This is a genomic window from Gelidibacter sediminis, from assembly GCF_004364975.1.
Classification (GTDB): Bacteria; Bacteroidota; Bacteroidia; order Flavobacteriales; family Flavobacteriaceae; genus Gelidibacter; species Gelidibacter sediminis.
Genome location: NZ_SOBW01000008.1, coordinates 1,079,146 through 1,104,877, shown reverse-complemented (window position 1 = coordinate 1,104,877; position 25,732 = coordinate 1,079,146). Strand labels below are relative to the sequence as shown.

Genomic DNA, 25,732 nt, shown 5'->3' with positions numbered 1-25,732 from the left:
TTATTATAACACCTATTAAACTATTATTAATATTTTTACCGTGGATTAAAAAATGCTAAGGAGTGCTGCCAATGGTTTAATTATGACTTTGCATCATTCGTTCATAGAACTCAAATTGATATGAAAAACCTTGTTTACGCCTTTATACTATGTACTAGCGTTGCAATTGCGCAAACTAAGGTGACCACCTATACGTATGCTATTAAGGGTTTAGATACACTTAAAATGGATGTTTACACGCCCAAAAAAATTAAAAATAATGATTCTGTTCCTGTAATGATATGGATGCATGGCGGTGGATTTGTTGGGGGCGCCAGAAATTATCCGAGTGAAGTAAAGTTGGGTGAAATGGCTGCCGAAAAAGGATATTTGGCCGTTTTTATTTCATACCGATTAACCCGTAAAGGCCAAGCAACAGGCTTTGGCTGTGATTGCCCTAAAGCTGATAAATTATCCACTTTTAAAAGTGCAACCATCGATTTTTTAGATGCCGCAAAATTTATCATTGATAACAAGAAATTATTAGGCGCTGATGTCAGCAAAATAATTGCAGGAGGGAGTAGTGCAGGGGCTGAAGGCATGTTGAATGCTGTTTACATGCGCGAGTATTTTGTAGACGATTTAAAAAAGTATAATGATGTCAAATTTGCTGGTGTATTTTCGTTGGCAGGCGCGATGGTCAATGCAGACTATGTTACTAAGGAAAACGCTTTGCCGTCGGTATTTTTTCATGGAACTGCAGATGCTATTGTTCCTTTTGCAAGTGCTCCACATCAAATGTGCAAACCTGAAAAGAAAGGCTATATTATGCTAGATGGCTCTGCAACCATCGTAGATAGATTGTTGGAATTGCAAATGCCTTATTATTTTTACAAGGTCATCGGAGGAAAACACGAATTGTCGTCCATTCCATTCAGTCAATTAGAGAATGTTTTTAGTTTTTTTAATAGAACTATCTTTAATAAGGAAATTATTCAAACCGTTCAAATCATTAATAAATTATAAATGATATCCGCTTAACATTGTTTAGGTTAATGTTTTCTAAATCAGGGTTTGGTGTTATATGGTTGATGGGTTTTTGTAACATCATTAACTCTCCACACGTGTAATTGCACAGTTGCATTATATAATCTTTACCTAATTGTAGGTAGTAGAATACACCGCTATTATTCGTATTATTGTAAAGGAATCACAATAATTTGAAATTTAAATCTGTCATATATTTAAGTATACTTCTATTGCTTTCAAACGCTTTGAGAGCACAAGAGTTACCACCCATAACCATTTATCAGCCGCTCCAATACGGCGGTGATAATCAAAATTGGAGCATTTCTCAATCTGAAGAGGATTACATCTATGTTGCCAATAATAAGGGGCTGCTAGAATTTAATGGTGCCCAATGGCAATTATACCCTGCACCTAATAAGTCTGTGATTAGATCTGTAAAGGTCGTGGATGATCATATTTACACAGGTTGTTATATGAATTTTGGTTTTTGGAAAAGAAACGCTCTAGGTAGACTCGTTTACACCTCCATCTCTGATGATTTGAAGATCCCGTTAATTGATGATGAGCAATTTTGGAATATCGTAGCGATGGACCGGTATATCTTGTTCCAATCCTTAAATAGAATATACATCTATAACCTTGATAAACGTGACTATAAGATTATAAACACAGAAAGCACCATTACCAAAATTTTCAAAGTTGAACAATCTATATTTTATCAGAGCTATGGAGAAGGGCTGTATACTATAGAAAATGGACAATCGCGTTTAATCAGCCATCACCCCAAACTTCAAACTAACGTCATTGTTAATATATATAAACATCAGGGCGAACTTCTCATACAATCTCAAGAAAAAGGGTTTTTTATATGGAATGATGATGCGCTTTCAGAATGGAAGACACCTTCTAAGGAATTTATTGATAATCTAAGTGTCTATAGTAGTGTCCAACTTAATAATGGCGATTTTATTTTGGGCACCATCTCCAATGGAATGGTTTATCTGAACCGTTCTGGAAGCTTTGTTTATAAGATTGATCAAACCGATGGATTGTCAAATAATACGGTATTATCACTTTTTGAAGATAATAATAGCAATATATGGCTGGGGCTCGATAATGGTATCAATTGTATAAATATCAAATCAGCATTACATATTTATAACGATAAAAAAGGCGACTTGGGCACTGTTTATACATCTATAATGCATGATAATATATTATACTTAGGTACCAATCAAGGTCTTTTTTATAAACCTATGGATGTCAATACCCGTTTTAAGTTTATAGAAGGTACAAAAGGTCAAGTCTGGACCTTAAAAAATATTGACGATACCATTTTTTGTGGTCACAACTTAGGAACTTTTATAGTTGAAGCTGATCAGGTTAAAATGATTGCACCAATTGCAGGCACGTGGGACATTCAGCCTTTTATGGAGCACAAAGATCTCTTAATTCAGGGTAATTATAGCGGCTTACATTTTTTGCAAAGGCAGTATGGACAATGGTCCTACAAAAATAAGTTGGAAGGGTTTGATATATCCTCCCGGTATTTTGCAGTTGTAGATTCGTCAAAAGTTTTAGTGAGCCATGAATATAAAGGCGTATTGGAAATAACTGCCAATCCTGAGTGGTCAGCGGTGCAAACTGTAAGTGTGGACAGTTCAGTTAATAAAGGATTCGGATCTAGTCTCACTACTTATAAAGGCGAGATTTATTATGGGCATGAAGAGGGTGTTTTTAAGTATGATAAAGCCTTGAACACCTTTACTAAAGATACGCTGTTAAGCAGCATTTTTCCAAAGGGTGAATTCTCTTCGGGCAAACTGATCGCAGATGGTCAACATGATAAGCTTTGGGGGTTCTCAAATAAAAATATTGTTTATGTATCTCCTGGAAAATTTAGTGACAAACCTATAATTAGTAAAATACCAATCACCAAATCTTTGCGAAAGGAAATGGTAGGTTATGAGACCATTTCGCATATGGTAGATGACAAATACCTATTTGGCACGTCATCGGGATATATCATTATTGATTTAAATAATATTGATTTAAAATCGTATAAGGTAACTATTAACTCTATTACCAATTACGCGCTAAATGGCGAAATTTCCTATGTCAACATCAATGAATCCCCTTCGTTTAAGAATGGTGACAATAATATTCAATTTAATTACAGTGTTGCAGAATATTATAAGTACTTAGAGGCCGAATATCAGTACAAATTGGTTGGCTACTATGATGGTTGGAGTGATTGGTCATCAGAGCCTTCTGTGTTGTTTAAAAACCTGCCTTATGGATCTTACACTTTTTTATTACGTGCTAGAATAGGCAATAATAGATCAGAAAACGAAGGTGTGTATCATTTTACAATTAGCAAACCATGGTACCTCTCTAATAGTATGCTAGTGCTGTATGTGATATGTGTTATAGCATTTGGTATTACGGTGCATTACCTCTATAAACGGAATTATAAAAAGCAGCGACAAAAGCTCATCATAAAAAATCAGAAAGATCTTGAATTAAAGGAGCTTGAAAGTGAGCAACTTTTGATGCAGCTTAAGAACGAAAAATTACAACAGGATATTGATAATAAAAATCGAGAATTAGCCATCTCTACAATGAGCCTCATTAAAAAGAATGAGTTTCTAAATCAGATTAAGGAAGAGCTTAAAAATACCGCTGACCAAAAGAATGTCAAGCCCGTCATAAAAATAATTGATAAAAACATCAACACTACAGATGATTGGAAGTTCTTTCAGGAAGCCTTCAACAACGCCGATAAAGATTTCTTAAAGAAAGTTAAAACAAAGCATCCTAACTTAACACCCAATGATTTAAAGCTCTGTGCTTACCTGAGACTTAATTTATCATCAAAGGAAATTGCACCCTTGCTGAATATTTCGCATAGAAGCGTAGAAGTAAAACGTTACAGGTTACGTAAAAAGATGAATTTACCTCATGAGGCCAGCTTAACAAATTACATCCTAGAATTGTAGGGCTACAACAAACGTGCATTTTGCCCAAACATTACCACAACATTTTACTTTTTACGAGCTACTACTTCGTTGTAGTTCAACTTTATTGATAATCTACATTAATCGGTATACTGTGGGAAATATTGCATAATTCATAAAAATATTTACATTATTTCACGATGTATATTTATTGTTGTGGTGCTTTATTGTCTTTTATTAATGTATAGGTGTAAGTTTATCAAATAAAGTTTTACACTATGATAGCAAAATTCCTTTCCTTTCTTTTGGTCTTAACCACAACCATAACAATGAGTCAAACCATTGATGTAAATGGTACGGTTAAAGATCTTGCAAGTGGCCAACCACTGCCTGGAGTAAATGTCATTATTAAAAACACTAATAAGGGCGTCTCTACAGATTTTGATGGTCTTTTTACTGTTAATAACGTCCCGATTAATTCCGTTTTGGTCTTTTCGTATGTTGGCTATCTCAGTCAAGAAGTAACAGTGGTGAATGCCCAATCTATTATTGTCAATTTACAAGAGGATGCTGAAACCCTTAACGAAGTTGTGGTTATTGGATATGGGGCTCAACGTAAAGAATTGGTTACTGGTGCATTTACCAGTTTAGATTCTGAGAAAATTTTAGAGAGTAATCCAACCCGTATTGAAGAAGCGCTGAAAGGTAATGCGGCGGGGGTGCAGGTTACTGCAAATTCTGGATCGCCTGGAGCGGCTTTAAACATCAGAATCAGGGGTATTACCACAAACGGAGACAATTCGCCATTGGTAATTGTAGATGGTGTAAATATTGGTAATGATTTGAGCATTATTGATCCGAATGATATACAGACCATGGATATCATTAAGGATGCAAGTTCTGCCATATACGGTGTGCAAGGCGCCAATGGTGTCATATTGATTACCACTAAAACCGGTAAAAAGGGACGGAAAACAAAATTTTCATATAATTCATATTATGCTGTTCAAGAGGCTGAAAACCAAATTGACATGATGAACAATTTGGAATATGCCATTTATATCAATGAGTCTGAAGCTGCTGATGGAAATGATTTACCATTTCCAAATTTACAAACCCTTAGTACAAATACAGATTGGCAGGATCAATTGTTTGAGCGCGCTCCAATGTTTAGCCACAGTTTAAGTGCCACAGGAAGTTCTGAAACCATTACCTATGGGGTGAGCGCCAGTTATTTTGGACAAGATGGTGTTATTGCGAGTGATAAATCTAATTATCAGCGTTGGACTTTTAAAAATAATTTAGGCATTCAACTTTCTGAAAAATTCAATTTAAATACGTTCTTGCTCTATACAAATATCAGAAGTCAAGGCATTCCAGAGGGAGGAAGAGGTTCAGCACTGTATTATGCACTTAATGCATCGCCGCTAACCACTGTTTATAATGGTGAGGCTGCTAACAGTGTTTCTAGAGGATATACCTTTATTGGCGCGGAACAAGGTAATGAGATCATCAATCCGTTAGCCTTAATCAACAACACTTTTAATGAAGGAAGGGCAGACCGATTTACGGGTAAAATACAACTAGAATATGGTATACTCGATAACTTAAAGGCGACTACGCGACTTAATTTTAATTATTCAGATTTTGGTGGTCGATCTTATTCGCCTCTACAATACTATGGCCGCGGCAAGGTGGTTAACAACGTCACACTGGATACGGCAGATCCATCAGTTTTTGATACAGATAGAAATGACGATGGCCTCAAAGATTTATTCAGTACGGTGTCTGAAAACAAACAACACTCCTTTGACTATACTTGGGAAAATTTTATCGATTACAATACGTCCTTCGGAAACCATAATATTAACGCCCTATTAGGAACTTCTATAAGAAGTGAGCGATATAAAGGATTCTTCGGTGCTGGACCCTTGGTAAACGGACCTGATCGTTTTGACAATGCCTATTTAAGCAATACACAATCTATAATTCAAATTGTAGATGGCGAACTTACACAAGCTTTGGTAAGTACTACTGATGGCCGAAATGAGAACCGTTGGTACTCGGTATTTGCGCGTTTACAATATGATTACAAAGGCACCTACTTGTTCTCTGGTTTAATTAGAAGAGATGCATCAACCAAATTTGGTCCAAATAATAGAATTGGGAATTTCCCATCCGTATCAGCTGGTTGGCTAGTATCTAATGAAGATTTTTTCAATGTTGATTTTATCAACCGACTTAAATTTAGAGGGAGTTATGGGGTTACAGGAAATGATAAGATTGGAAACTTTAGATGGTTGGGTCTTCTACAAGGTACAAATGGCGAAGCTACTTACCCTTTTAATGAGATGCTTTCTTTTGGTAACGCCGTTGGTGCACTGGCAAACCCTGATTTAAAATGGGAAACTAATCATCAAACAAATGTTGGCGTAGATGTGTCTTTTTTCAATAGTAAATTAGATCTCTCCTTAGATTATTACTATAAACGCACTGAAGATTTATTGTTAGTTCCTGAAGTATCGGCATTGCTGGGTGCATCGGCTGGAGGTAGTTCTGCACCAGTTGTAAATGCGGGTACGATAGAAAATAAAGGGATTGATTTAAGCCTTAATTTCTCGCATGAGTTTTCTGACAATTTCAGAATGAGCATGGGGTACACCTTAACAAGTGTTAAAAACAAGGCTTTGGAGGTTAACAATGCGGCAGGATTTATACCTGGAGGTCTTTTTGGCTTGAACCAAGCGACATCACGTTTTCAAACAGGGTTACCAATTGGCGTGTTTTATGGCTTGCAGACTGACGGTGTTTTTCAAAATCAGGCGGAGGTTGATGCCCATGCTACACAAAGCAATGCAAGTCCGGGAGATTTAAGATACAAAGATATTGATGGCGATGGAATAGTTGAATTTGGAAGTAGTGATGACTTTACCGTCATTGGAAATCCGATTCCTGACGCTACAATGGGTTTTAATTTCAATTTAAATTATAAACAATTAGATTTTGCGACCTCTTTATATGCATCGTTAGGCAATGACGTGGTACGTAGCTACGAACGTTTTCTAACCTATAGCAATAAACCTGATTTCTATTTGAATAGATGGACAGGTGAAGGCACTTCCAATACCGTACCTAGAGCTTCAAGTTCAGCTTCTGATAATCAATTGTTTTCTTCATTTTTTGTAGAAGATGGTTCTTATTTAAGAATTCAGAATATTCAATTAGGCTATTCAGTACCAACGCGATTTTTAGAGAAGATGGGTATGGATAAATTTAGACTTTACGTAGCCATAAACAACCTTTACACCTTTACTAAATATGAAGGTTATAACCCAGATGTTTCCAATTCAAATCCGTTGGGAGCAGGTGTTGATTTAGGGCAATATCCACAAACAAGAACATTTACAACAGGAATCAATGTTTCATTTTAATTCTATCAATATGAAAGCAAATATTAAAAATATACTAGCATTAATGCTCATCATGTTGACATTTACATGTGATGATTATCTCGAAATTTTACCAGAAGGGGAAGAAAATACAGAAAATTATTTCAATTCTAAATCTGATTATGAAGATGCGCTAGTTGGGGTGTATGATTTATTAGCCACCACCTATCTCAACAACATCTTAGGAGAGATAGCCTCAGACAACAGCTATGCAGGAGGAGAAAACCCAACAGATGTGCTAGATTGGCAACAAATAGATGATATGACCCATACGCCAGATAATGGTGCACTGAGAAGTGTTTTTCAATGGATGTATGCTGGCATAAGTCGCGCAAACTACATCATTGAGTTTGAAGAGAAGATTGATTTTGAAGGTAAAGACCAATTATTGGCAGAAAATTTATTTTTAAGATCCTATTATTACTTTGAATTGGTGAAGTTTTTTGGAGATGTACCAATGTATTTAGATGGAAGAATTTCTATTGCACAAACCCAATCTATAGACAGGACTCCAAAGGCAGAAGTGTATGCCCAATTAGAGGAAGATTTAACAACTGCAATAACGAGTTTGCCATGGGAACAAGCACAGAATGGTCGTGTTACAAAAGGTGCAGCGTTAGCGCTTTTGGGCAAAATTTACCTGTATCAAGGAAAATATTCAAATGCAGCGGCTACATTAGATCAGGTTATCAATTCAGGACAATATGAGTTACTAACAGATTTTGATACGTTGTTTTTAAATTCTAATGAAAATAATAAGGAATCCGTTTTTGAAGTCCAATATTTTGGTGCTGAAGGTGGTGGTTTTGGATGCTTTCAATGTGTAGAAGGTAATATAGCGGTCGGATTTATGGGCCCACGATTTACGTCAGGTAACTTTGCACCTTATACTTCAGGATTTAGTTTTAATGTGCCAGTTCCAGAATTGTACAATGCCTATTCGGCAGAAGATAAAAGGAGAGATGCAACCATATTTGACATTGAGGCGTTTGTTGCCACAAGACCAAACGTTAAGTATAGTACTGGCAGTGAACATACCGGATATTTTAATAAAAAATACATTCCATATGCTGAGTCCAACGCCGGTGATGTGAATTTGACCCACAGTAATAATTATCGCGCCATTAGATTTTCAGATGTTCTCTTAATGGCAGCTGAGGCTTATAACAAAGGCGGTATTGATGATACAAAGGCCAAAACCTATCTTAATTTGGTAAGAGAAAGAGCAGGATTGAGCCCTATTAATTCTTCGGGCAGCAATTTAACACTAGACATTTATACCGAAAGACGCTTAGAACTTGCTGGCGAAGGACATCGTTTCTTTGATCAGGTGAGGACAGGGGAGACAGCCTCCATTGATAATTTTAGCGATAAAAATAAATTGTTCCCTATTCCTAGAATTGAAATCGAATTAGCAGGAAACCGTTGGTCGCAAAATCCAGGATACTAAAACATAAAAGAATATGAAATTATTTAAACACATCTTAAGCTTAAGCATTTTTATGCTCGCTATATATAATTGCACAACGGATGATGAACTGGTAGATCTTGATGCGATTAACGCACCAACCAAAGTGTCAGCTGCAGTTACCGTAACTCAGGATAATACAGGGCAAGTCACAATTACTCCATTGGCTGAAGGTGCCACGAGCTTTATGGTCGATTTTGGAGACAATTCAGCGCCATCAGCAAGCATGAGGCCTGGTAGCAGTGTAAATCACGTGTATGAAGAAGGCACTTACATGGCATCCATAACAGCTACTGGTCTTAATGGTTTGAGTACCACCGTGAGTCAGCAAATTGAAGTGTCTTTTAAAGCGCCTGAGAATTTGTTGGTGACAATTGAAAATGATGCAACCATATCTAAGACCGTTCACGTTACGGCAACAGCAGATTTTGCATTGAGTTACAATGTTGATTTTGGAGATGGAAGTGATCCAATCATGACTAATATAAATGATGTTACGACCTATACATATCAGGAGGCAGGCACCTATACTATTACTGTTACGGCATTCAGTGCAGCTACTGAAACTACAACTTATACTGAAGTGTTTGAGGTGACAGCAATTTTACAGCCATTAAAAAATGCTCCTCCTCAACCTGTCAGAGATGTCGCAAATGTAATTTCAATATTTAGTGACGCTTATGCAAACATTGAAGGCACTGATTTTTATCCTAATTGGGGGCAAGCAACCACCTATAATCAGATAGCCCTTAATGGAAATAGCATTATTCAGTATGGTAATTTAAATTATCAAGGAGTTCAATTTGGTGCAACTGTAGATGCTTCCCAAATGGAATTTTTACACATTGACGTTTGGACAGCAGATGAAAACGTGAGCTTAGATATTTTTCCAATTAGCATTGCTACTGGCGAAAAATCTGTTCAAAAGAATCTAGTTGCAGGGCAATGGAACAGTTATAATATTCCTTTAAGTGATTTTACAAGCCAAGGACTTTCTATGGATGATATTCACCAATTTAAATTTGTTGGTACGCCTGCTGGAAAGACCATTTTTATTGATAATATTTATTTTTATAAAGCTCCTTCAGGTACCACTACCTCAATGGTACAGGATTTTGAAGGAACACCACCTGTGTTTACCACGTTTGGGAATATAGCAAATACAGAGGTGGTTTCCAATCCAGATCCTTCAGGAGTAAATACGACCGCTAAGGTGGCCAAATTATCCAAAACCAGTGGGTCTGAAGTATGGGCAGGGACATTTTTTGAAACTACTAGTCCTTTAGATTTGGTTTCGTACTCTAAAATAAGTGTCAAAACCTGGTCACCTATCGCTGGCGCTGTTGTTAAATTAAAATTGGAAAATCAAGATGCAAGTACTGTACATGAAGTAGATTTAACTACAACGGTCGCAAATGCATGGGAAGAATTGATTTATGATTTTAGTGAAGCGCCAACCACGGATTATGTAAGAATTGTAATTTTCTTCGATTTTGGCAACGCAGGTACTGGTGCAGACTATTATTATGATCAAATTCAACTCGTTAATGATTCTGGCGCATCCCAGCCCATAGTATTTCAAAATTTTGAAGGTACAGTACCAACCTTTACAACTTTTGGAAATATAGCCGATGTACAAGTGGTAGATAATCCTGAGTCTTCAGGAATTAACACTTCTGGAAAAGTGGCCCAATTGACCAAAACGTCAGGAGCTGAAGTTTGGGCAGGATCCTTCTTTGAAACAGCTATCCTTGATCTTACAAATAATAGTAAGATAAGTGTCAAAACATGGTCTCCAAAAGCCGGGGCGGTAGTGAAATTAAAATTGGAGAATGCTGATGCAAGTATCGTACATGAGGTAGACCTAAATACGACTGCCGCAAATGTATGGGAAACCTTGGTGTATGATTTTAGTGGGGCAGCAGTCGCAGATTATATGAGGGTGGTCATTTTCTTTGATTTTGGTAATAGTGGAGACGATTCAACTTACTACTATGATGATTTCGCCTTAACAAATTAAAAGTATATATAGAATTAATAACTAGCATATGAAAAATTTTAAAAATATAATGCGCTCTTGTCTTATTGCAACTGCTCTTATGGTTGTAGGTTGTCAGGAAGATGACCCCTCTGCCGGAGATATTATAGCGCCAACCAATGTTGTTATCACTGCAGAAATTGTAGGTGAGGATGCTGAAAATCCATATGGCGATGGCAGTGGAACCGTAAACTTTACCGCTACCGCAAATCATGCGGCTTCCTTCAGATTTATTAGTCCTGGGGTTCAAGTGGATGCTTCCAATGGTCTAGCGTCAATTGCGTTTAGTAGTTTAGGTGTAAATACTTACCAAGTTGTTGTTCTTGCTTTTGGTACGGGAGGTGTCTCTACCACAACTACCATAGACGTTGAGGTTTTGGTCACTTATGCACCACCTCAAGATTTAATAGATAAATTAGTAGGTACTGGCAACAAAACATGGCGTATAAAGTCTGAAATGAAAGGACATTTTGGTTTAGGTCCAATAAATGGAACAGTGCCTGCAGAATGGTATTCGGCTGGTCCTGAAGAAAAAGCTGGTTCAGGGATGTATGATGATCGTTATATCTTTAATATTGATGGTACTTTTACTCATATCACTGACAATACTAATGATGATCCAACTACAAATTCAGAAGGTACTGTCTTTGGTCGCGATGGATTGATTCAGCAACTAGGCGGTGTTGGCGGCGGCGAACAACAAGGCGCCGACATTGTAAATTATGTTTATGATGATTATTCTGCTTCATGGCAATTAATAGCCCCTAGTGGTAAAGAAACGATAGTCCTTTCCGGAACTGCATTTATTGGGTATTACGTAGGGGGTTCACATCAGTATCAAATATTTGACAGATCTGAACCAAATGAAATGGTTTTGACGACTGCTGATGGCAATGGGGAGTTTAATTGGTGGTTTATCATTACCTCAGAAGAACCTGATGCAGAGAATTTCAATTCAATTTATAATAACTTGATTTGGGAAGACAATTTTGATACTAACGGAGCTCCAAATCCTGCCAATTGGACCTATGATTTAGGAACAGGCAGCAACGGTTGGGGTAATAATGAATCACAGAGTTATACGGATAGTCCAGAAAATATAAAAGTTGAGGATGGTGTCCTAAAGATTACTGCTAAAGCTGATAATGGTGGATTCACGTCTTCTAAAATTAAAACTGAAAATTTATTTGAATTTACCTATGGTAGGGTAGAAGTCAGAGCAAAATTGCCTACCGGTGGTGGTACATGGCCAGCTATTTGGATGCTAGGTGCTGATTACGATACTGTTGGATGGCCAGCCAGTGGCGAAATTGACATCATGGAACACGTTGGTAATGACCAAAACACCATACATTCTACCTTACACTTTCCAGGAAATTCGGGGGGAGCTGGTGTTACCCAATCGACCACAGTCTCTACGGCCTCTACTGAATTTCATATTTATAGTGCTGAGTGGACTCCAGAGTTTATCAAATTTTTAGTGGATGGAGAAGTGTATCATACGTTTCCTAATACTAGTGATACACCTTTCAATAAAGACTTCTTTCTGATTCTGAACTTAGCAATGGGTGGAAATTTTGGAGGTGCCATTGATTCTAATTTTACGGAAGCCGCATTAGAAATTGACTATGTAAAAGTGTACCAATAATGAAGAAAATACTATATTATTTAAGTTTTTGCCACCTTTTAACTTTAGTGATGTCTTGTAACGTATCCAATGCAACTAGCGGCACTAATGAGCAGAGCAATGCCGTGGTAAAGGATTCTATTGATTTTAAAGTGGACCAACTCATGGCCAAAATGACCTTAGAAGAGAAAATTGGTCAGATGAATCAATATAATGGATTTTGGGATGTTACTGGTCCGGCACCTGCCAACGGTGCAGCGGCAAACAAATATGAACACCTTAAAAAAGGTTGGGTTGGTTCTATGCTCAACGTAAGTGGTGTGAAAAATGTAAGGGAAGTGCAGAAAATTGCTGTAGAAGAAACGCGATTGGGTATTCCTTTAATTATCGGATTTGATGTAATTCACGGGTATAAAACGGTTAGCCCAATTCCGCTGGCTGAAGCTGCAAGTTGGGATTTGGAAGCTATAAAATTATCTGCCCAAGTTGCTGCGGAAGAAGCTGCTGCTTCAGGCATCAACTGGACCTTTGCACCCATGGTTGATATTTCTCGAGATGCCCGTTGGGGTCGCGTTATGGAGGGGGCAGGTGAAGATCCCTATTTGGGTTCAATGATTGCAAAAGCGCGCGTAGAAGGTTTTCAAGGTGATGATTTGTCATTAGCGCATACCATTGTAGCATGTGCAAAACATTTTGCAGGGTACGGTTTCGCTGAAGCTGGTAGAGATTACAACACGGTTGATGTGGGGACATCAACATTATACAATATTATTTTACCACCGTTTAAAGCTGCCGTAGATGCAGGTGTAAGAACTTTTATGAATGGGTTTAATGAACTCAACGGGGTGCCAGTTACAGGAAGTGCCTTTTTACAACGAGACATTTTAAAGAACGAATGGAATTTTGACGGATTTGTAGTTACTGATTGGGGTTCTATTAATGAAATGATTGCGCACAGACGGGCTAAAAATCGATTGCACGCTGCAGAAATAGCTATTAAAGCAGGAGCTGACATGGATATGGAATCTTATGCTTACGTCAATGAATTAGCGCAACTTGTAAACGAGGGTAAGGTTGATATTGGTTTGATTGATGATGCGGTTAAGCGTATTCTAAGAGTTAAATATGAATTGGGTCTCTTTGAAGATCCTTATAAATATTGTAATGAGACTACTGAAACAGAAGTCATTGGAAGCAAGAGGATTAATGATATCGTTCTGGACGTTGCCAAAAAATCTATAGTTCTGCTCAAGAATGAAAATCAAATCCTTCCACTAAAAAAGCAAGGTCAAAAAATTGCCCTTATAGGCGCTTTGGCAAATGATAAGACAAGTCCCTTAGGAAGCTGGCGTATTGGTGCTGATGATGGTACTGCAGTTTCTGTACTTGAAGGCATGAAAGCGTATAAAGGGAACACGTTAAAATATGAAAAAGGTGCTGATGTTGCTACTGGCGAAATAGCCTTCCCTAAAGAATTGACCATCAACGTTACTGATAAAAGCGGATTTGCTTCAGCAATTGCCGCAGCCAAAAATGCAGATGTTGTGGTGATGGTCTTAGGAGAGCACGGCTTGCAATCTGGAGAAGGGCGCAGTCGTTCTGAATTAGGGCTGCCAGGAGTTCAACAGGAGTTATTGGAGGCAATATATAAAGCCAATAAAAATATTGTGCTTGTACTTAATAACGGGAGACCTTTAACGATTAATTGGGCAGATGCTAATATTCCAGCTATAGTTGAAGCCTGGCATTTAGGAACTCAAAGTGGACATGCCATTGCACAAGTGCTTTATGGGGATTATAACCCGAGCGGTAAATTACCGATGAGTTTTCCAAAAAATGTGGGGCAAGTGCCTATGTATTATAATTACAAAAGTACAGGAAGACCAACCATTCCTGCGCCTGGTGAAGTGTTTTGGTCACATTATTCAGATGTAAGTAACGCCCCATTATATCCTTTCGGGTTTGGTTTAAGTTATACCACGTTTGCCTACAGTAATTTAAAAGTTGAAAGGGTGTCTGATGACGTTGTTGAGGTGAGTGTCAATTTGACCAATACCGGTAATGTTAAAGGAAAAGAGGTCGCACAATTGTACTTAAGAGATGAATTTGCCAGCGTTACAAGACCCGTACGAGAGCTTAAAGGGTTTGAATTAGTGTCCTTAAATCCGAAGGAATCAAAGACCCTCAAATTTGTGTTGACCAAGTCAGAACTTGGCTTCTATGATAATGATGGTAAATATATAGTTGAACCCGGTACATTTAGTGTCTTTGTTGGTGGGAGTTCAGAAGCTACCTTAAGTGCCCAATTTGAACTCTAATGTAAATATGAAGGACATTTTATTTTCCATCTAAAAAATGTCCTCCTAAAATAATATGATGATACCTCAATAACAATCTAATCCATTGTAAATTCCGATGACATATGTATTTTAAATTAGCTATGTAAGACTGTAAATAATTAATCAACCATTTCGTATTATAAATAAAGGGCGTATTTTTAGCAATCATACGTATTTTAATTGAAGATATATGGTTACGCTCAAACAATTAGCAGAACAATTAAATGTTTCTGTGTCTACAGTTTCTAAGGCCTTACATAATAGTGAAGAAATAAGTAAGGACACCATTCTGCGTGTTAAGGAGTTGGCCGAGCATCTCAATTATCAGCCTAATAGAATGGCATTAAGCCTAAAAAACAATCAAACTAAAACGATTGGGGTTATAATCCCCAATGTGCTTAACCATTTCTTTGCCAAAGCTCTGTATGCTATAGAAACTGAGGCCTCGCAACAAGGTTATAGCATCATTACCTGTTTGTCTAATGAATTGCTTTCTAAAGAAAAGAATAGTCTTCAATTGTTGTCTAATGGCAGTGTAGATGGGTTTATTATGTCCTTAGCAGAAGAGACTCAGGTTAATAATACTATTGACCACATTACTGCAATTCTGAACAAGGATATTCCCGTTGTTTTATTTGATAGAGTAGCCGATGACATTGATAGTGACAAGGTTATTATTGACGATTACGGCGCGTCTTATGAAGCTACAAAACATTTGATTTGCGAAGGACGACGCTACATTGTGCACATCAGTGATATTGATGCGCTAAGTGTGGGTAAACTGAGGAAAAATGGATATCTGAAAGCTTTAGAGGAAGATAACACCTATACAAATGAACCAATCTTTATCAACATCAGTCAAGATGACGATTTAGAAGCTGTTATCGATCAACTCTTTAAAACTCATAAACAAGTGGATGGTATTATTTCTAGTGATAATACTTCTGGCGTAGTAGCCCTTCACAAAGCTTTAAAATTGGGGTATAACATCCCTAAAGATGTGTCAATTATTGGTTTTTCTGATGATAATGTGCTTGCGTTTACAGATCCAAAATTGTCAACCATATCGCAACACACTATGGATATTGGTAAAGCTACCGTTGAGCTCTTGATAGATCGCTTAAATAATAAAAACACTACAAAACCACTGACCAAAACTATTAAAACAAATTTGATTTTACGTGGCACAACTAAGTAGAGTAGAAGCTCTATAATTTGGCGTCTATTTAACAGCGTCTAACCTTTCATACTAATTTGAGATATACTATTTAAGAATGAAATTTTTAAAGATACAAGCGGTTATGATGTTCATAGCCGTTTTTTTTAATGTACTACATGCCCAACAAATTACTGGGGTTGTAAAGACTAATCAAGAACGGCCTATTGAGGGAGTGTCGGTTGTTATAGGCCATCGGCTAATTTCTACAACCGATTTGAATGGTGTATTTGTGCTTCCTGAACATTTAAAATTACCATTAACTGTCAGCTTTGTTCATCCTCACTATGACACCAGCTCTTCACAATTGTATAAGGTCAATCAGGTATTTTATCTTAAAGAAAAAACAGAAATAGAAGAGCTCAATACCGTAGTGCTTATGGCTCCTTCAGCAATTAAAAGTGAAGTCATAATCCCTACAAGCATGATATCTAGGGAAGCTTTGGAACAACAAAGCCCCGTTGCGCTAGTAGACGCACTCAATACAACCTCAGGAGTTTATATTCAAAGCGGTGCCATTAACACCAATCGTATTACAATTAGAGGGGTAGGCTCTAGAACACTTTATGGAACTAATAAAATTAAGGCATATTTTAATGGCATTCCCATTACCAATGGGGTTGGAGAGACAGCGCTAGATGTTTATGATGCAGAAGATTTACAATCAATAGAAATCATTAAAGGGCCTAAGGCCACATTGTATGGCACCAATCTGGGGGGTACTATACTTTTAAATTCCAAGCACCCTAAATCTGAGGGACTTTCCGTTAAAAACAATACTACTATAGGCTCATACGGATTGTTTAAAAACAGCATTTCATCTGATTATTCTAATGGTAACTTCATCTTACATATGGCGTATGACCATTTGGAATTGGATGGGTATCGGGATAACAGTCAGTACCGAAAAAATTCCTATTTTTTAAATTCGAGTTATAAACTGAATGACAAGACGCAGCTTTCAATTGTGTTCAATCACAGTAATTATAGGGCCCAGATTCCGAGTTCCATTGGGCGGACTGACTATTTGAAGAATCCATCAAAAGCAGCATTTACTTGGTCTCAAGCTCAAGGTTTTGAAGCGGATAAACACCATTTAGCGGGAGCAAGCTTGAGCTATAAGTTCTCTGAGAATTTTCAGAATACATCAAGTGTGTTTTATACTTTTAACGACCATTATGAGCCAAGACCTTTTAATATTCTAGAGGAATCTACCGAGGGTGTGGGATTGCGATCAGTGTTTACATACCATTTTAATTTTTTAGGGCGTAAAGCAAAATGGGATTTTGGGACAGAAGTGTTTAAGGACGATTATGAATGGAAAACTTTCGAAAATCTTTATGCTACAAACAACGGAAATGGGAGTGTGGCTGGCCAGCTACTTAGTGATAATGTGGAATACAGGAAAAAAACAAATCTGTTTTCTAGCCTAATCCTCCCGATAGTAGACAACTTAATTTTTCAGTTTGGTGTCAATTATAACAATACAACTTACGACCTTACAGACAAGTATAACTCTGGTGAGGCCAATACGGATGCGACCAGAAATTTTGAGGACATTGTGGCCCCAAATGCCAACCTTAGATATCAAGTTACGCCGCAGCAACAACTTTTTGCCAATGTGAGTTATGGCTTTAATTATCCGAGTTTGGAGGAGACTTTAACACCAGAAGGTGTTGTAAACCCTGAGATAAGTCCAGAAAAAGGCTATAATTATGAATTGGGAACAGAGGCCAATTTGTTGGAGAAACGATTACATCTGTTAGTATCTTATTATATGTTAGATATCAAAGATTTGTTGGTAGCGCAACGTATAGGTGATGATCAATATATTGGAAGAAATGCTGGCCGCACATTACACCAAGGCTTGGAGGTTTCTGCAGATTATAAACTTGTGATTAATGAAAATTTTAACATCATACCGTTTAACAACACCTCCTTTAATTGGCACAAATTTAAAGACTTTATAAGCGAAGACGTTGATTATTCAGGCAATAAACTTACTGGTGTGCCAAATATAACAATGGCTTCCGGGGTTGCTTTGCATCTAAATCAGCTGTCTTTATTTGCAAACCATTTATATATTGGAGAAATGCCAATGAACGATTCCAACAGCTTGTTTAGTGAGGCCTATCAACTCTCAAATTTAAAGTTACAGTATTCCGGTCAGCTTTTTAAGAGCATTGGTTATAGAATGCATTTTGGGGTGAACAACTTATCGGATACGCACTATGCGTCGTCTATTTTGATTAATGCCACAGGATTTAACAATTCAGAACCGAGATACTATTATCCTGGAAACCCTCGAAATTATTATGGTGGTGTATCCATAGACTATCGATTCTAATTTAGTTGTAACATTTTTGGTTATGATGCGTCACATAAGTACATCAATCATCAACAATCAAATCAACATGAGAGAAGACAGACAATTAATCGTCATTACACATTTAAGCCAACTGGTAACCTTAGTCATAGGTTTTGGAAGTTTAATTCTGCCCTTAATCATTTGGCTCACACAAAAGGAGAAAGTGTATCAGATGGAAGAGCATGGTAAAAACATTATCAATTTTCAATTAAGCTTAATAGTGTATTGTATCATTTGCGTGCCACTTATTTTATTTTGTGGGATTGGCTTAGTGGGATTTATCGTATTAGGAATTATAGCCATCGTAATTCCTGTTATAAATGCCATAAAAGCGAGCAATGGCGAAATACCAAAATACCCTTTATCTTTTAATTTTATTAGTTAAACAATCATGAGATAAAGCAAAAACGCCTACTTTTTACAGTAGGCGTTTTTTATATAGAAAAGTTTGTTTTAATTATTTAACATCACCGGCATCACTAACATGGTCACGCGCTCACCCTCATCTAATCCATCAATGGGGGTTAAGATTCCAGCACGGTTTGGTAAACTCATTTCAAGTTGCACCTCACTAGCACCAAGATTGTTCAACATTTCTGTCAAGAAACGGGAGTTGAACCCAATTTGCATATCATCACCTTGGTAATCACAAGTTAAACGTTCTTCAGCTTTGTTACTGTAATCAATATCTTCAGCAGAAATATTCAATTCAGCACCAGCAATTTTCAAACGGATTTGATGCGTTGTTTTGTTAGAGAAAATGCTCACACGTTTAACAGAGTTCAAGAATTGGTTTCTGTCTATAGTCAGTTTATTTGGATTTTCTTTTGGAATTACCGCCTCGTAGTTAGGATATTTTCCGTCAATTAAGCGACATACCAATACGGAGTTTTCAAAAGTAAATTTGGCATTAGAGTCATTGTATTCAATTGTCACAGCTTCCTCATTACCTGCTAAAATTCCTTTTAGAAGATTTAAAGGTTTCTTTGGCATTATAAATTCAGCAACCTGATTGGCAGTCACATCTTCACGAGTATATTTTACTAATTTATGCGCATCAGTGGCCACAAACGTGAGGCCTTCAGTAGAAAACTGAAAGAATACACCGCTCATTACAGGGCGTAAATCGTCATTTCCCGCAGCAAAGATAGTTTTGCTAATGGCGGTGGCAAGAATATCTCCCATAACCATGGTGGTGCTTGGGTTTTCTAGCGCAACTGCTTTTGGGAATTCGTTACCGTCAACATACGCCAAGGCATATTTACCGTGGTTAGAGCTAATTTCAACAGTATTGTTATCTTCTACAACAAAAGTAAGAGGTTGCTCAGGAAACGTCTTAAGAGTGTCCAATAACAAACGTGCAGGCAATGCAATGCTTCCTACACTTGTACTTTCAACATCAATAATTGAAGACATTGTAGTCTCTAAATCACTTGCAGAAACGGTAAGTTTAGAATCATTAAGTTCAAACAAGAAATTATCTAGGATAGGTAAGGTATTTGAGTTATTTATGACCCCTCCCAACACTTGCAATTGTTTGAGTAAATAGGTACTTGATACGATAAACTTCATGTATGTGTTTATTTTGTATGTTAGATATTAGACAAAGCAAATATATTTGTTTAATGTGATACTCCTAGACCTAACTTATACAATTTTATTAACAGTTTGTGTATATGTTAAGCTTATTACAGGCTTTTCTTTATTTTATGCAAGGGCAACTAAAAGTCGCCGTCACGATCGTAAATTTTAGCTAGGAAAGATTTAAAATTCGCAATACTAAATGCGAATTTTAGGCAATACAATCGGAAGCTATAAATCAGGATTTGGGAGCTATATTAAGCGTATTTTTTACGTCTGATAAAGTTAAATAAAACGCCAAATATGACTAGAATTACCAGTGGCAGGGCAATGGTGATGATCTGCCATTGCGTTTTAGTCTCAATCGTAGTTTCAGGATCTAAAAATGCAATATTGATATCTTTAGTTCTGACATCCAACAAGCCATCGTCGTTTAAGAGGTAATTGACGGAATTGATTAAAAATTCCTTATTACCAAAGCTTTGTCCGGTCCAACGGTCAAAGCCTAACTCTTGCGGTTTGTTTTTAATAACATCATTTTTGATAATATCACCATCGGCAATCACAATCATTTTGGTAATTGGACTACTGTCTTTGTGAGTAGAATTATTGAAAGGTTTAATCCGGTTTTTGTAGGCTGATGTAAATTCGCCTTCCAATAGCACGGCTAAGGTTTGCGGTCCTTTGGTGAAAGTGGTTGGGTCTTGATCTTCCGTCACAATTTCTAAAGAAATTTCCTTGGGCACACCTTCTAATTTTGAAAGTTTAGAACTTTGTAAGAGGATGGTTTTTTGGGTGCTGCTTACTAAAGTGTCTATTTGACTCGCAAAATCGAATTTTACCAAGTTCAAATTACTTGTAATAGGGTGCTCAGGGTTTCCGGCAGCTAATGGCGAATAGGGCCATTTTAAGGGTTGAAATTGTGCATTACTACCTTCACCAATGGCTATGGTTATTGGTGCTGAGTATAAATCACTAACCATTACCGGATTGATACGCACCCCATAAGAGAAGAAGAAATCATTAAGATTAAGTTCATTTCGCATCGCAATGCCTCGGCCTTCGTCATTGTAAAGACTGTCTTTATCCATCAGAATGCTTTCGGTGAGCCATAAACTCTTGCCACCATTCATGGTATATTGGTCCAAAACCAATTTCTCTTCTTCAGAAAATGCCTGAGTAGGCTTTGCAGAAATAATCAAATCAAACGTCTTAAGCTTGCTCAAAGTGCCTACTGCATTTGTAGCTACACTATCTAAAGTAAAAGGTGCAATAAAATAATGTTCTTTTATAGTTTGAAGAATATCTGCCAAATAAACATCTCCTAATTGGCCATTACCTTTTAATATGGCAATCTTTTTACTTTTTGGGGTGACCAATTTTTGGAATCCTTCCGCAAAGGCATATTCCAAATGCTGAATGGAATTTGTTACAAGTTCTTGTTGTGAAGCGCCAATTTTATTCTTTATTAATGGGATTTTAACCGTTTGGTCGTTATAACTGGCCAAAGCCCATGGAAATATCAATTCTTGAGAGGTCTTCCCATTGGCGTTGACACTCAATTGTAAAGGTTCTAATCCGCGTTCTACCAATTGCTCGATGTTGGCATTGCGTGACTTTTCATCTGCCAACGGATTAATGAAGTTAAAGATAATATGATCATTGTCTATTGCAAACTCCTCCAGCAACTGCTCGGTTTCATTTCTTAAACGTCTAAATTCAGACGGAAAGTTACCTTCTAAAAACACATCCACAATTAATGGCGATTTAACATCCTTGACAGTAGCTAAAGCAGATTGAGAGAGGGTATAACGTTTGTTTTGCGTCAAATCAAATCGTTTGTATATGTAACCCCCAACCCAATTTAATGAGATTAAAGCAATTAGAAGGACTATAATTTTGAAAAGAGTGGATTTATTTTTTAGCATCCGTTTTAAGGGTAATTTTATAGGTGTTTATTTGACGTACTGTGTCATTATCGAATACAATCTCCATTGCTTCAGATTGACTATTGAATGCCCCGGGTAGAATACCAATTCCATAATTCCAACGATTCTCATTGTGGGCATCTAATGTTTCATCCCAAGACAACCATTCATAGGTTCCTAAAAGTTCTTTTATTTTTGGTTTTGAAATACCAATCAACGTGTCTGTTTCAATGATATTATCATACATTTCATAGCGAAACGACGGATTTTTATGCCATAGTTCAGAGTCAAAATATTTTTCATGATGATAGCTGCTGAAAATATTTAACATAGGATAAAACGCATAGAAGTAAATAAATGGGGTTAAAATAATGCTTAGTGGAATTGTAATCCATTTTCGGTCATCTATTGTATTAACAAATAGAAAAGTCAGGGTAAATACGATAACTGAAAAAACAACAAGTAATGGCGTAATGATCATATTATTTTTTTTGAATGTTGAGTTGGGTCAAGGCAATAAAAAATATTGAAATACTAATAAAATAAATTAAATCTCTAGTGTCCAAAACACCTCTACTGATGCTGTTAAAGTGTGCTTCCATCCCTAATGATTCTATGGGCCAAGAACTCAAATTGGAAAGGCCTTCAAAACCGAAATAAAAGAAGAAACAAAGAAATACAGCACTTAAAAACGCCACAATTTGATTGTCAGATAGGGTTGAGGCAAAAAGGCCGATAGCGGTATAAGCGGCCACTAAAAAGATCAATCCGAGGTAAGAACCAATAATACTCCCATAGTCTAAAACATTGGCACTCATTTTTAAATTGTCTAATGCCACGATGTAAAGCAGGGTTGGCAGCAATGCAAATATGATGAGTATTAATGCGGCTAAATACTTACCCATTACAATTTGAAGGTGAGATAAGGGTTTGGTAACCAAAAGCTCTAAGGTTCCTTGTTTCTTTTCATCGGAAAAACTGCGCATGGTAACTGCAGGAACCAAGAAAATAAGAATCCAAGGTGCCAAAAGGAAAAATGGTGTCAATTCAGCAAAACCACTTTCCAAAATATTAAAATCGCCTTTAAAAAGCCACAGAAAAAGTCCGTTGAGTACTAAAAACAATGCAATTACCAAGTAACCTATTGGAGATGCAAAAAACGCATTGATTTCTTTTTTAAATATTGCAAACATGTATTAATGTTGTAAATTATTTAAGTGTTACTAATTTGTTTACGCTCCAAGCTTCTGCTTTGTCATTAAACATTTTTTTTGTGGTGGCCCATACATTCTTAAACAGCTCAGACTGTCTATAATTTTCCAAATCTGATTCCTTTTCCCAATAGCTATAGGTAAAAAATATATTTGCATTTGTTTTATCTCTGTAAAGCTCTAAAAATCTACACCCTTCAAAACCTCTAATAAGCTCTTTTTTAGTGGCAAAATACGCTAAAAATGCATCGATTTTTGACGGTTCAAAACTCATTTTTACAATTCGTACAAACATTGTTTATAGTTTAGTATGTTTTCAGTTTTCAGTCTTCATTCTTCTGTCCATTTTCAGTCTTTAAACTTAAATTTTCAGCAATCAGCAATCAGCAATCAGCAATCAGCAATCAACAATGAGCAATCAACCATAGCCAACTTCAATCAATTCGAAAAATTCACCGTTACCGTATCTCGCATTTGTAAGCCCATTAAACTTGATGCGCTACCAACCGTAGCTCTATCACTTTTATAAATGGCAATCTCTAAATAGTCTGATGAGCTAAATACAACCAATCCACGACCTTCATCCTGGCGTTCTTCTTCTGGGATATCGAAATTAACAATATCACTGTACTTTTTATAGATTTCCTTAAACTTATAATTCCTTGCTGAAATTTCAAAAGAACGTCCTTTTTGGGTCTGTTCAAAAAATTTACGACGAATATTAGTTACTACATTGCCATAATTGTCAATATATATAACGCTGCCAATAATTTGAGACTGATCATCGTTAACAAAAGGATTCAAATGTTTTATTGGTTTAATTTCCGAAATCACTTTGCCTACAACTTCTAAGGTTCCCCCACGAGCAATATGGCAGGCTACCCTGACAAACACGTCTAAAACAGGAAAATTAGTTTCAATTTTGTCATGGATATTAATTTCTACAATCTTTTCAGGTGTAATTTCATTACAAATCATACTCATAATGCCATTGTTGGCGCATATAAAGTAATGATCGTTTAATTTAACCGCAATATGTTTGTTTTCGGGGTTTAGCTCAGAGTCAATTCCTATCAAATGAATAGAACCTTTTGGAAAACTACTATAGGCATTTTGAATAATGTAAGCTGCTTCCAATACGTTAAAGGGCGAGATATCATGAGAGATATCTACAATCTTTACATCTTCCAACTCACTATAAATAGATCCTTTTATAGCGCCAACAAAGTGGTCTTTTTCTCCAAAATCAGTAGTTAATGTGATGATTGCCATGTACTTTTAAAAATTCTGCTTTAGGTTGTTTTCTACGGTGTTGCCATTAAATTATGTTTGTTTAAAAAAAATCAATTTATTCTATGTTTTGATAAAACATATATAAAATTTTCAGTTAGATTTGTATGGTAGCGTGAAAATTTTGAGACTTTTTTTACCCACACAAAACTAATAAAACTTAAGAGATTAATATATTAAATCCGATAGCTTTTGAACGAACTTATCATAGAATTAGAAGAAATTGCTCCAAAAGATTTTTTTGGACCACATAACGTTAATATTGAACTACTTAAAAAATATTTCCCAAAAATAAAAATCGTTGCGAGAGGCAATAAGTTAAAAGCCTATGGTGATGAAGATTTATTGGAAGAATTTGACAAGCGCATGACCATGCTTTTTAAACATTACGCCAAATACAATAAGATAGATGAAAATGCTATTGAGAATGTTTTGACAAGTGAAAGCAGTGAAGATTATGCCACATCTGACAAAAGTGGCGAGGCAATTCTTCACGGTGTCGGTGGTAAGGTGATAAAAGCCCAAACAGTCAATCAACGTAAATTGGTGGAGAGCATGCGCAAACATGATATGGTGTTTGCCATTGGACCGGCCGGAACTGGTAAGACCTATACTGGGGTTGCTTTGGCGGTAAAGGCATTGAAGAATAAAGAAGTTAAAAGAATCATCCTTACACGACCTGCGGTGGAAGCAGGGGAGAACTTAGGTTTTCTACCAGGCGATTTAAAGGAAAAATTAGATCCGTACATGCAGCCGCTTTATGATGCGCTGAGAGATATGATTCCTGCTGAAAAGTTGGCGCAATTTATTGAAAACGGAACCATCCAAATAGCGCCATTGGCCTTTATGCGTGGGCGTACCTTAGATAACGCTTTTGTCATACTGGATGAAGGTCAGAATACAACGCACAATCAAATGAAAATGTTTTTGACCCGAATGGGTAAAAATGCAAAATTTTTATTGACCGGCGATCCAGGACAGATAGATTTGCCAAGACGTACCACCTCCGGATTAAAAGAAGCACTATTAATTTTGAAGAATGTAGAAGGTGTAGGAATCATCTTTTTAGACGAAACCGATGTCATTCGTCATAAATTGGTCAGAAAGATTATTGAAGCTTATAAAAGTATTGAGAATCATGAATTATAAATTGGCCTCTAATCTATGATTTTTTTCATGTGTCATGAAATCCATACTGACAGGCCTGACAAGGCATTAATTTTATTATAAATATTAACTATCAGTCTTTTAT

17 protein-coding genes are annotated in these 25,732 nt (G+C 36.7%); 11 read left to right on the top strand and 6 right to left on the bottom strand.

What is annotated here, in order from left to right:
* The first annotated feature begins 120 nt into the window (after positions 1-120).
* The 10 genes from BXY82_RS11535 to BXY82_RS11490 all read left to right on the top strand — a co-directional run bounded on the left by BXY82_RS11535 (position 121) and on the right by BXY82_RS11490 (position 18,855).
* A complete protein-coding gene (locus BXY82_RS11535) occupies positions 121-1,005 on the top strand; it encodes an alpha/beta hydrolase (RefSeq protein ID WP_133758333.1) in 885 nt (294 codons plus the stop codon).
* A gap of 248 nt (positions 1,006-1,253) precedes the next feature.
* A complete protein-coding gene (locus BXY82_RS11530) occupies positions 1,254-4,007 on the top strand; it encodes a helix-turn-helix and ligand-binding sensor domain-containing protein (protein ID WP_243835792.1) in 2,754 nt (917 codons plus the stop codon).
* Between the two features lie 236 nt (positions 4,008-4,243).
* On the top strand, positions 4,244-7,396 hold the full coding sequence (locus BXY82_RS11525) for a SusC/RagA family TonB-linked outer membrane protein (protein ID WP_133758332.1): 3,153 nt from the start codon (positions 4,244-4,246) through the stop codon (positions 7,394-7,396).
* A 10-nt stretch (positions 7,397-7,406) separates the two neighbouring features.
* The gene (locus tag BXY82_RS11520; RefSeq protein WP_133758331.1) at positions 7,407-8,864 is read left to right on the top strand and encodes a RagB/SusD family nutrient uptake outer membrane protein; all 1,458 of its coding nucleotides are present in this window, start codon (positions 7,407-7,409) and stop codon (positions 8,862-8,864) included.
* 13 nt (positions 8,865-8,877) lie between these two features.
* Positions 8,878-10,902, top strand: a complete 2,025-nt coding sequence (locus BXY82_RS11515; protein WP_133758330.1) for a PKD domain-containing protein — start codon at positions 8,878-8,880, stop codon at positions 10,900-10,902.
* Between the two features lie 28 nt (positions 10,903-10,930).
* Complete coding sequence (locus tag BXY82_RS11510) at positions 10,931-12,568, top strand: glycoside hydrolase family 16 protein (protein ID WP_133758329.1); 1,638 nt, start codon at positions 10,931-10,933, stop codon at positions 12,566-12,568.
* Positions 12,568-14,865 (top strand): beta-glucosidase BglX, encoded by a 2,298-nt coding sequence (gene bglX, locus BXY82_RS11505; RefSeq protein WP_133758328.1) that lies wholly within the window; start codon positions 12,568-12,570, stop codon positions 14,863-14,865. Before BXY82_RS11510 ends, bglX begins: the two co-directional genes overlap by 1 nt.
* A gap of 211 nt (positions 14,866-15,076) precedes the next feature.
* Positions 15,077-16,084 (top strand): LacI family DNA-binding transcriptional regulator, encoded by a 1,008-nt coding sequence (locus BXY82_RS11500; RefSeq protein ID WP_133758327.1) that lies wholly within the window; start codon positions 15,077-15,079, stop codon positions 16,082-16,084.
* Positions 16,085-16,160: 76 nt separating this feature from the next.
* Entirely contained in the window at positions 16,161-18,449 is a 2,289-nt protein-coding gene (locus BXY82_RS11495; RefSeq protein ID WP_133758326.1) for a TonB-dependent receptor family protein, read from the top strand.
* Between the two features lie 67 nt (positions 18,450-18,516).
* Entirely contained in the window at positions 18,517-18,855 is a 339-nt protein-coding gene (locus tag BXY82_RS11490; RefSeq protein ID WP_133758657.1) for a DUF4870 domain-containing protein, read from the top strand.
* Positions 18,856-18,923: 68 nt separating this feature from the next.
* Here BXY82_RS11490 and dnaN read toward each other — a convergent pair whose 3' ends face one another.
* The 6 genes from dnaN to BXY82_RS11455 form a co-directional block, all read right to left on the bottom strand.
* Entirely contained in the window at positions 18,924-20,042 is a 1,119-nt protein-coding gene (dnaN, locus tag BXY82_RS11485; RefSeq protein ID WP_133758325.1) for a DNA polymerase III subunit beta, read from the bottom strand.
* A gap of 266 nt (positions 20,043-20,308) precedes the next feature.
* Positions 20,309-21,979 carry a gliding motility-associated ABC transporter substrate-binding protein GldG gene (gene gldG, locus BXY82_RS11480; protein ID WP_133758324.1) on the bottom strand — a complete coding sequence of 557 codons (1,671 nt, stop codon included), beginning with the start codon at positions 21,977-21,979 and terminating at the stop codon, positions 20,309-20,311.
* On the bottom strand, positions 21,966-22,460 hold the full coding sequence (locus tag BXY82_RS11475; RefSeq protein WP_133758323.1) for a hypothetical protein: 495 nt from the start codon (positions 22,458-22,460) through the stop codon (positions 21,966-21,968). The genes gldG and BXY82_RS11475 overlap by 14 nt, the downstream gene beginning before the upstream one ends.
* Before the next feature lies 1 nt (position 22,461).
* Positions 22,462-23,172, bottom strand: coding sequence for a gliding motility-associated ABC transporter permease subunit GldF (gene gldF / locus BXY82_RS11470; RefSeq protein ID WP_133758322.1), 711 nt, complete (start codon positions 23,170-23,172; stop codon positions 22,462-22,464).
* Between the two features lie 16 nt (positions 23,173-23,188).
* Positions 23,189-23,485, bottom strand: coding sequence for a putative quinol monooxygenase (locus BXY82_RS11465; RefSeq protein ID WP_133758321.1), 297 nt, complete (start codon positions 23,483-23,485; stop codon positions 23,189-23,191).
* 143 nt (positions 23,486-23,628) lie between these two features.
* The gene (locus tag BXY82_RS11455; protein ID WP_133758319.1) at positions 23,629-24,462 is read right to left on the bottom strand and encodes an SAM hydrolase/SAM-dependent halogenase family protein; all 834 of its coding nucleotides are present in this window, start codon (positions 24,460-24,462) and stop codon (positions 23,629-23,631) included.
* Positions 24,463-24,672: 210 nt separating this feature from the next.
* On the opposite strand from BXY82_RS11455, the gene BXY82_RS11450 reads away from it, so the two are divergent.
* Positions 24,673-25,629 carry a PhoH family protein gene (locus BXY82_RS11450; RefSeq protein ID WP_133758318.1) on the top strand — a complete coding sequence of 319 codons (957 nt, stop codon included), beginning with the start codon at positions 24,673-24,675 and terminating at the stop codon, positions 25,627-25,629.
* Positions 25,630-25,732 lie beyond the last annotated feature (103 nt).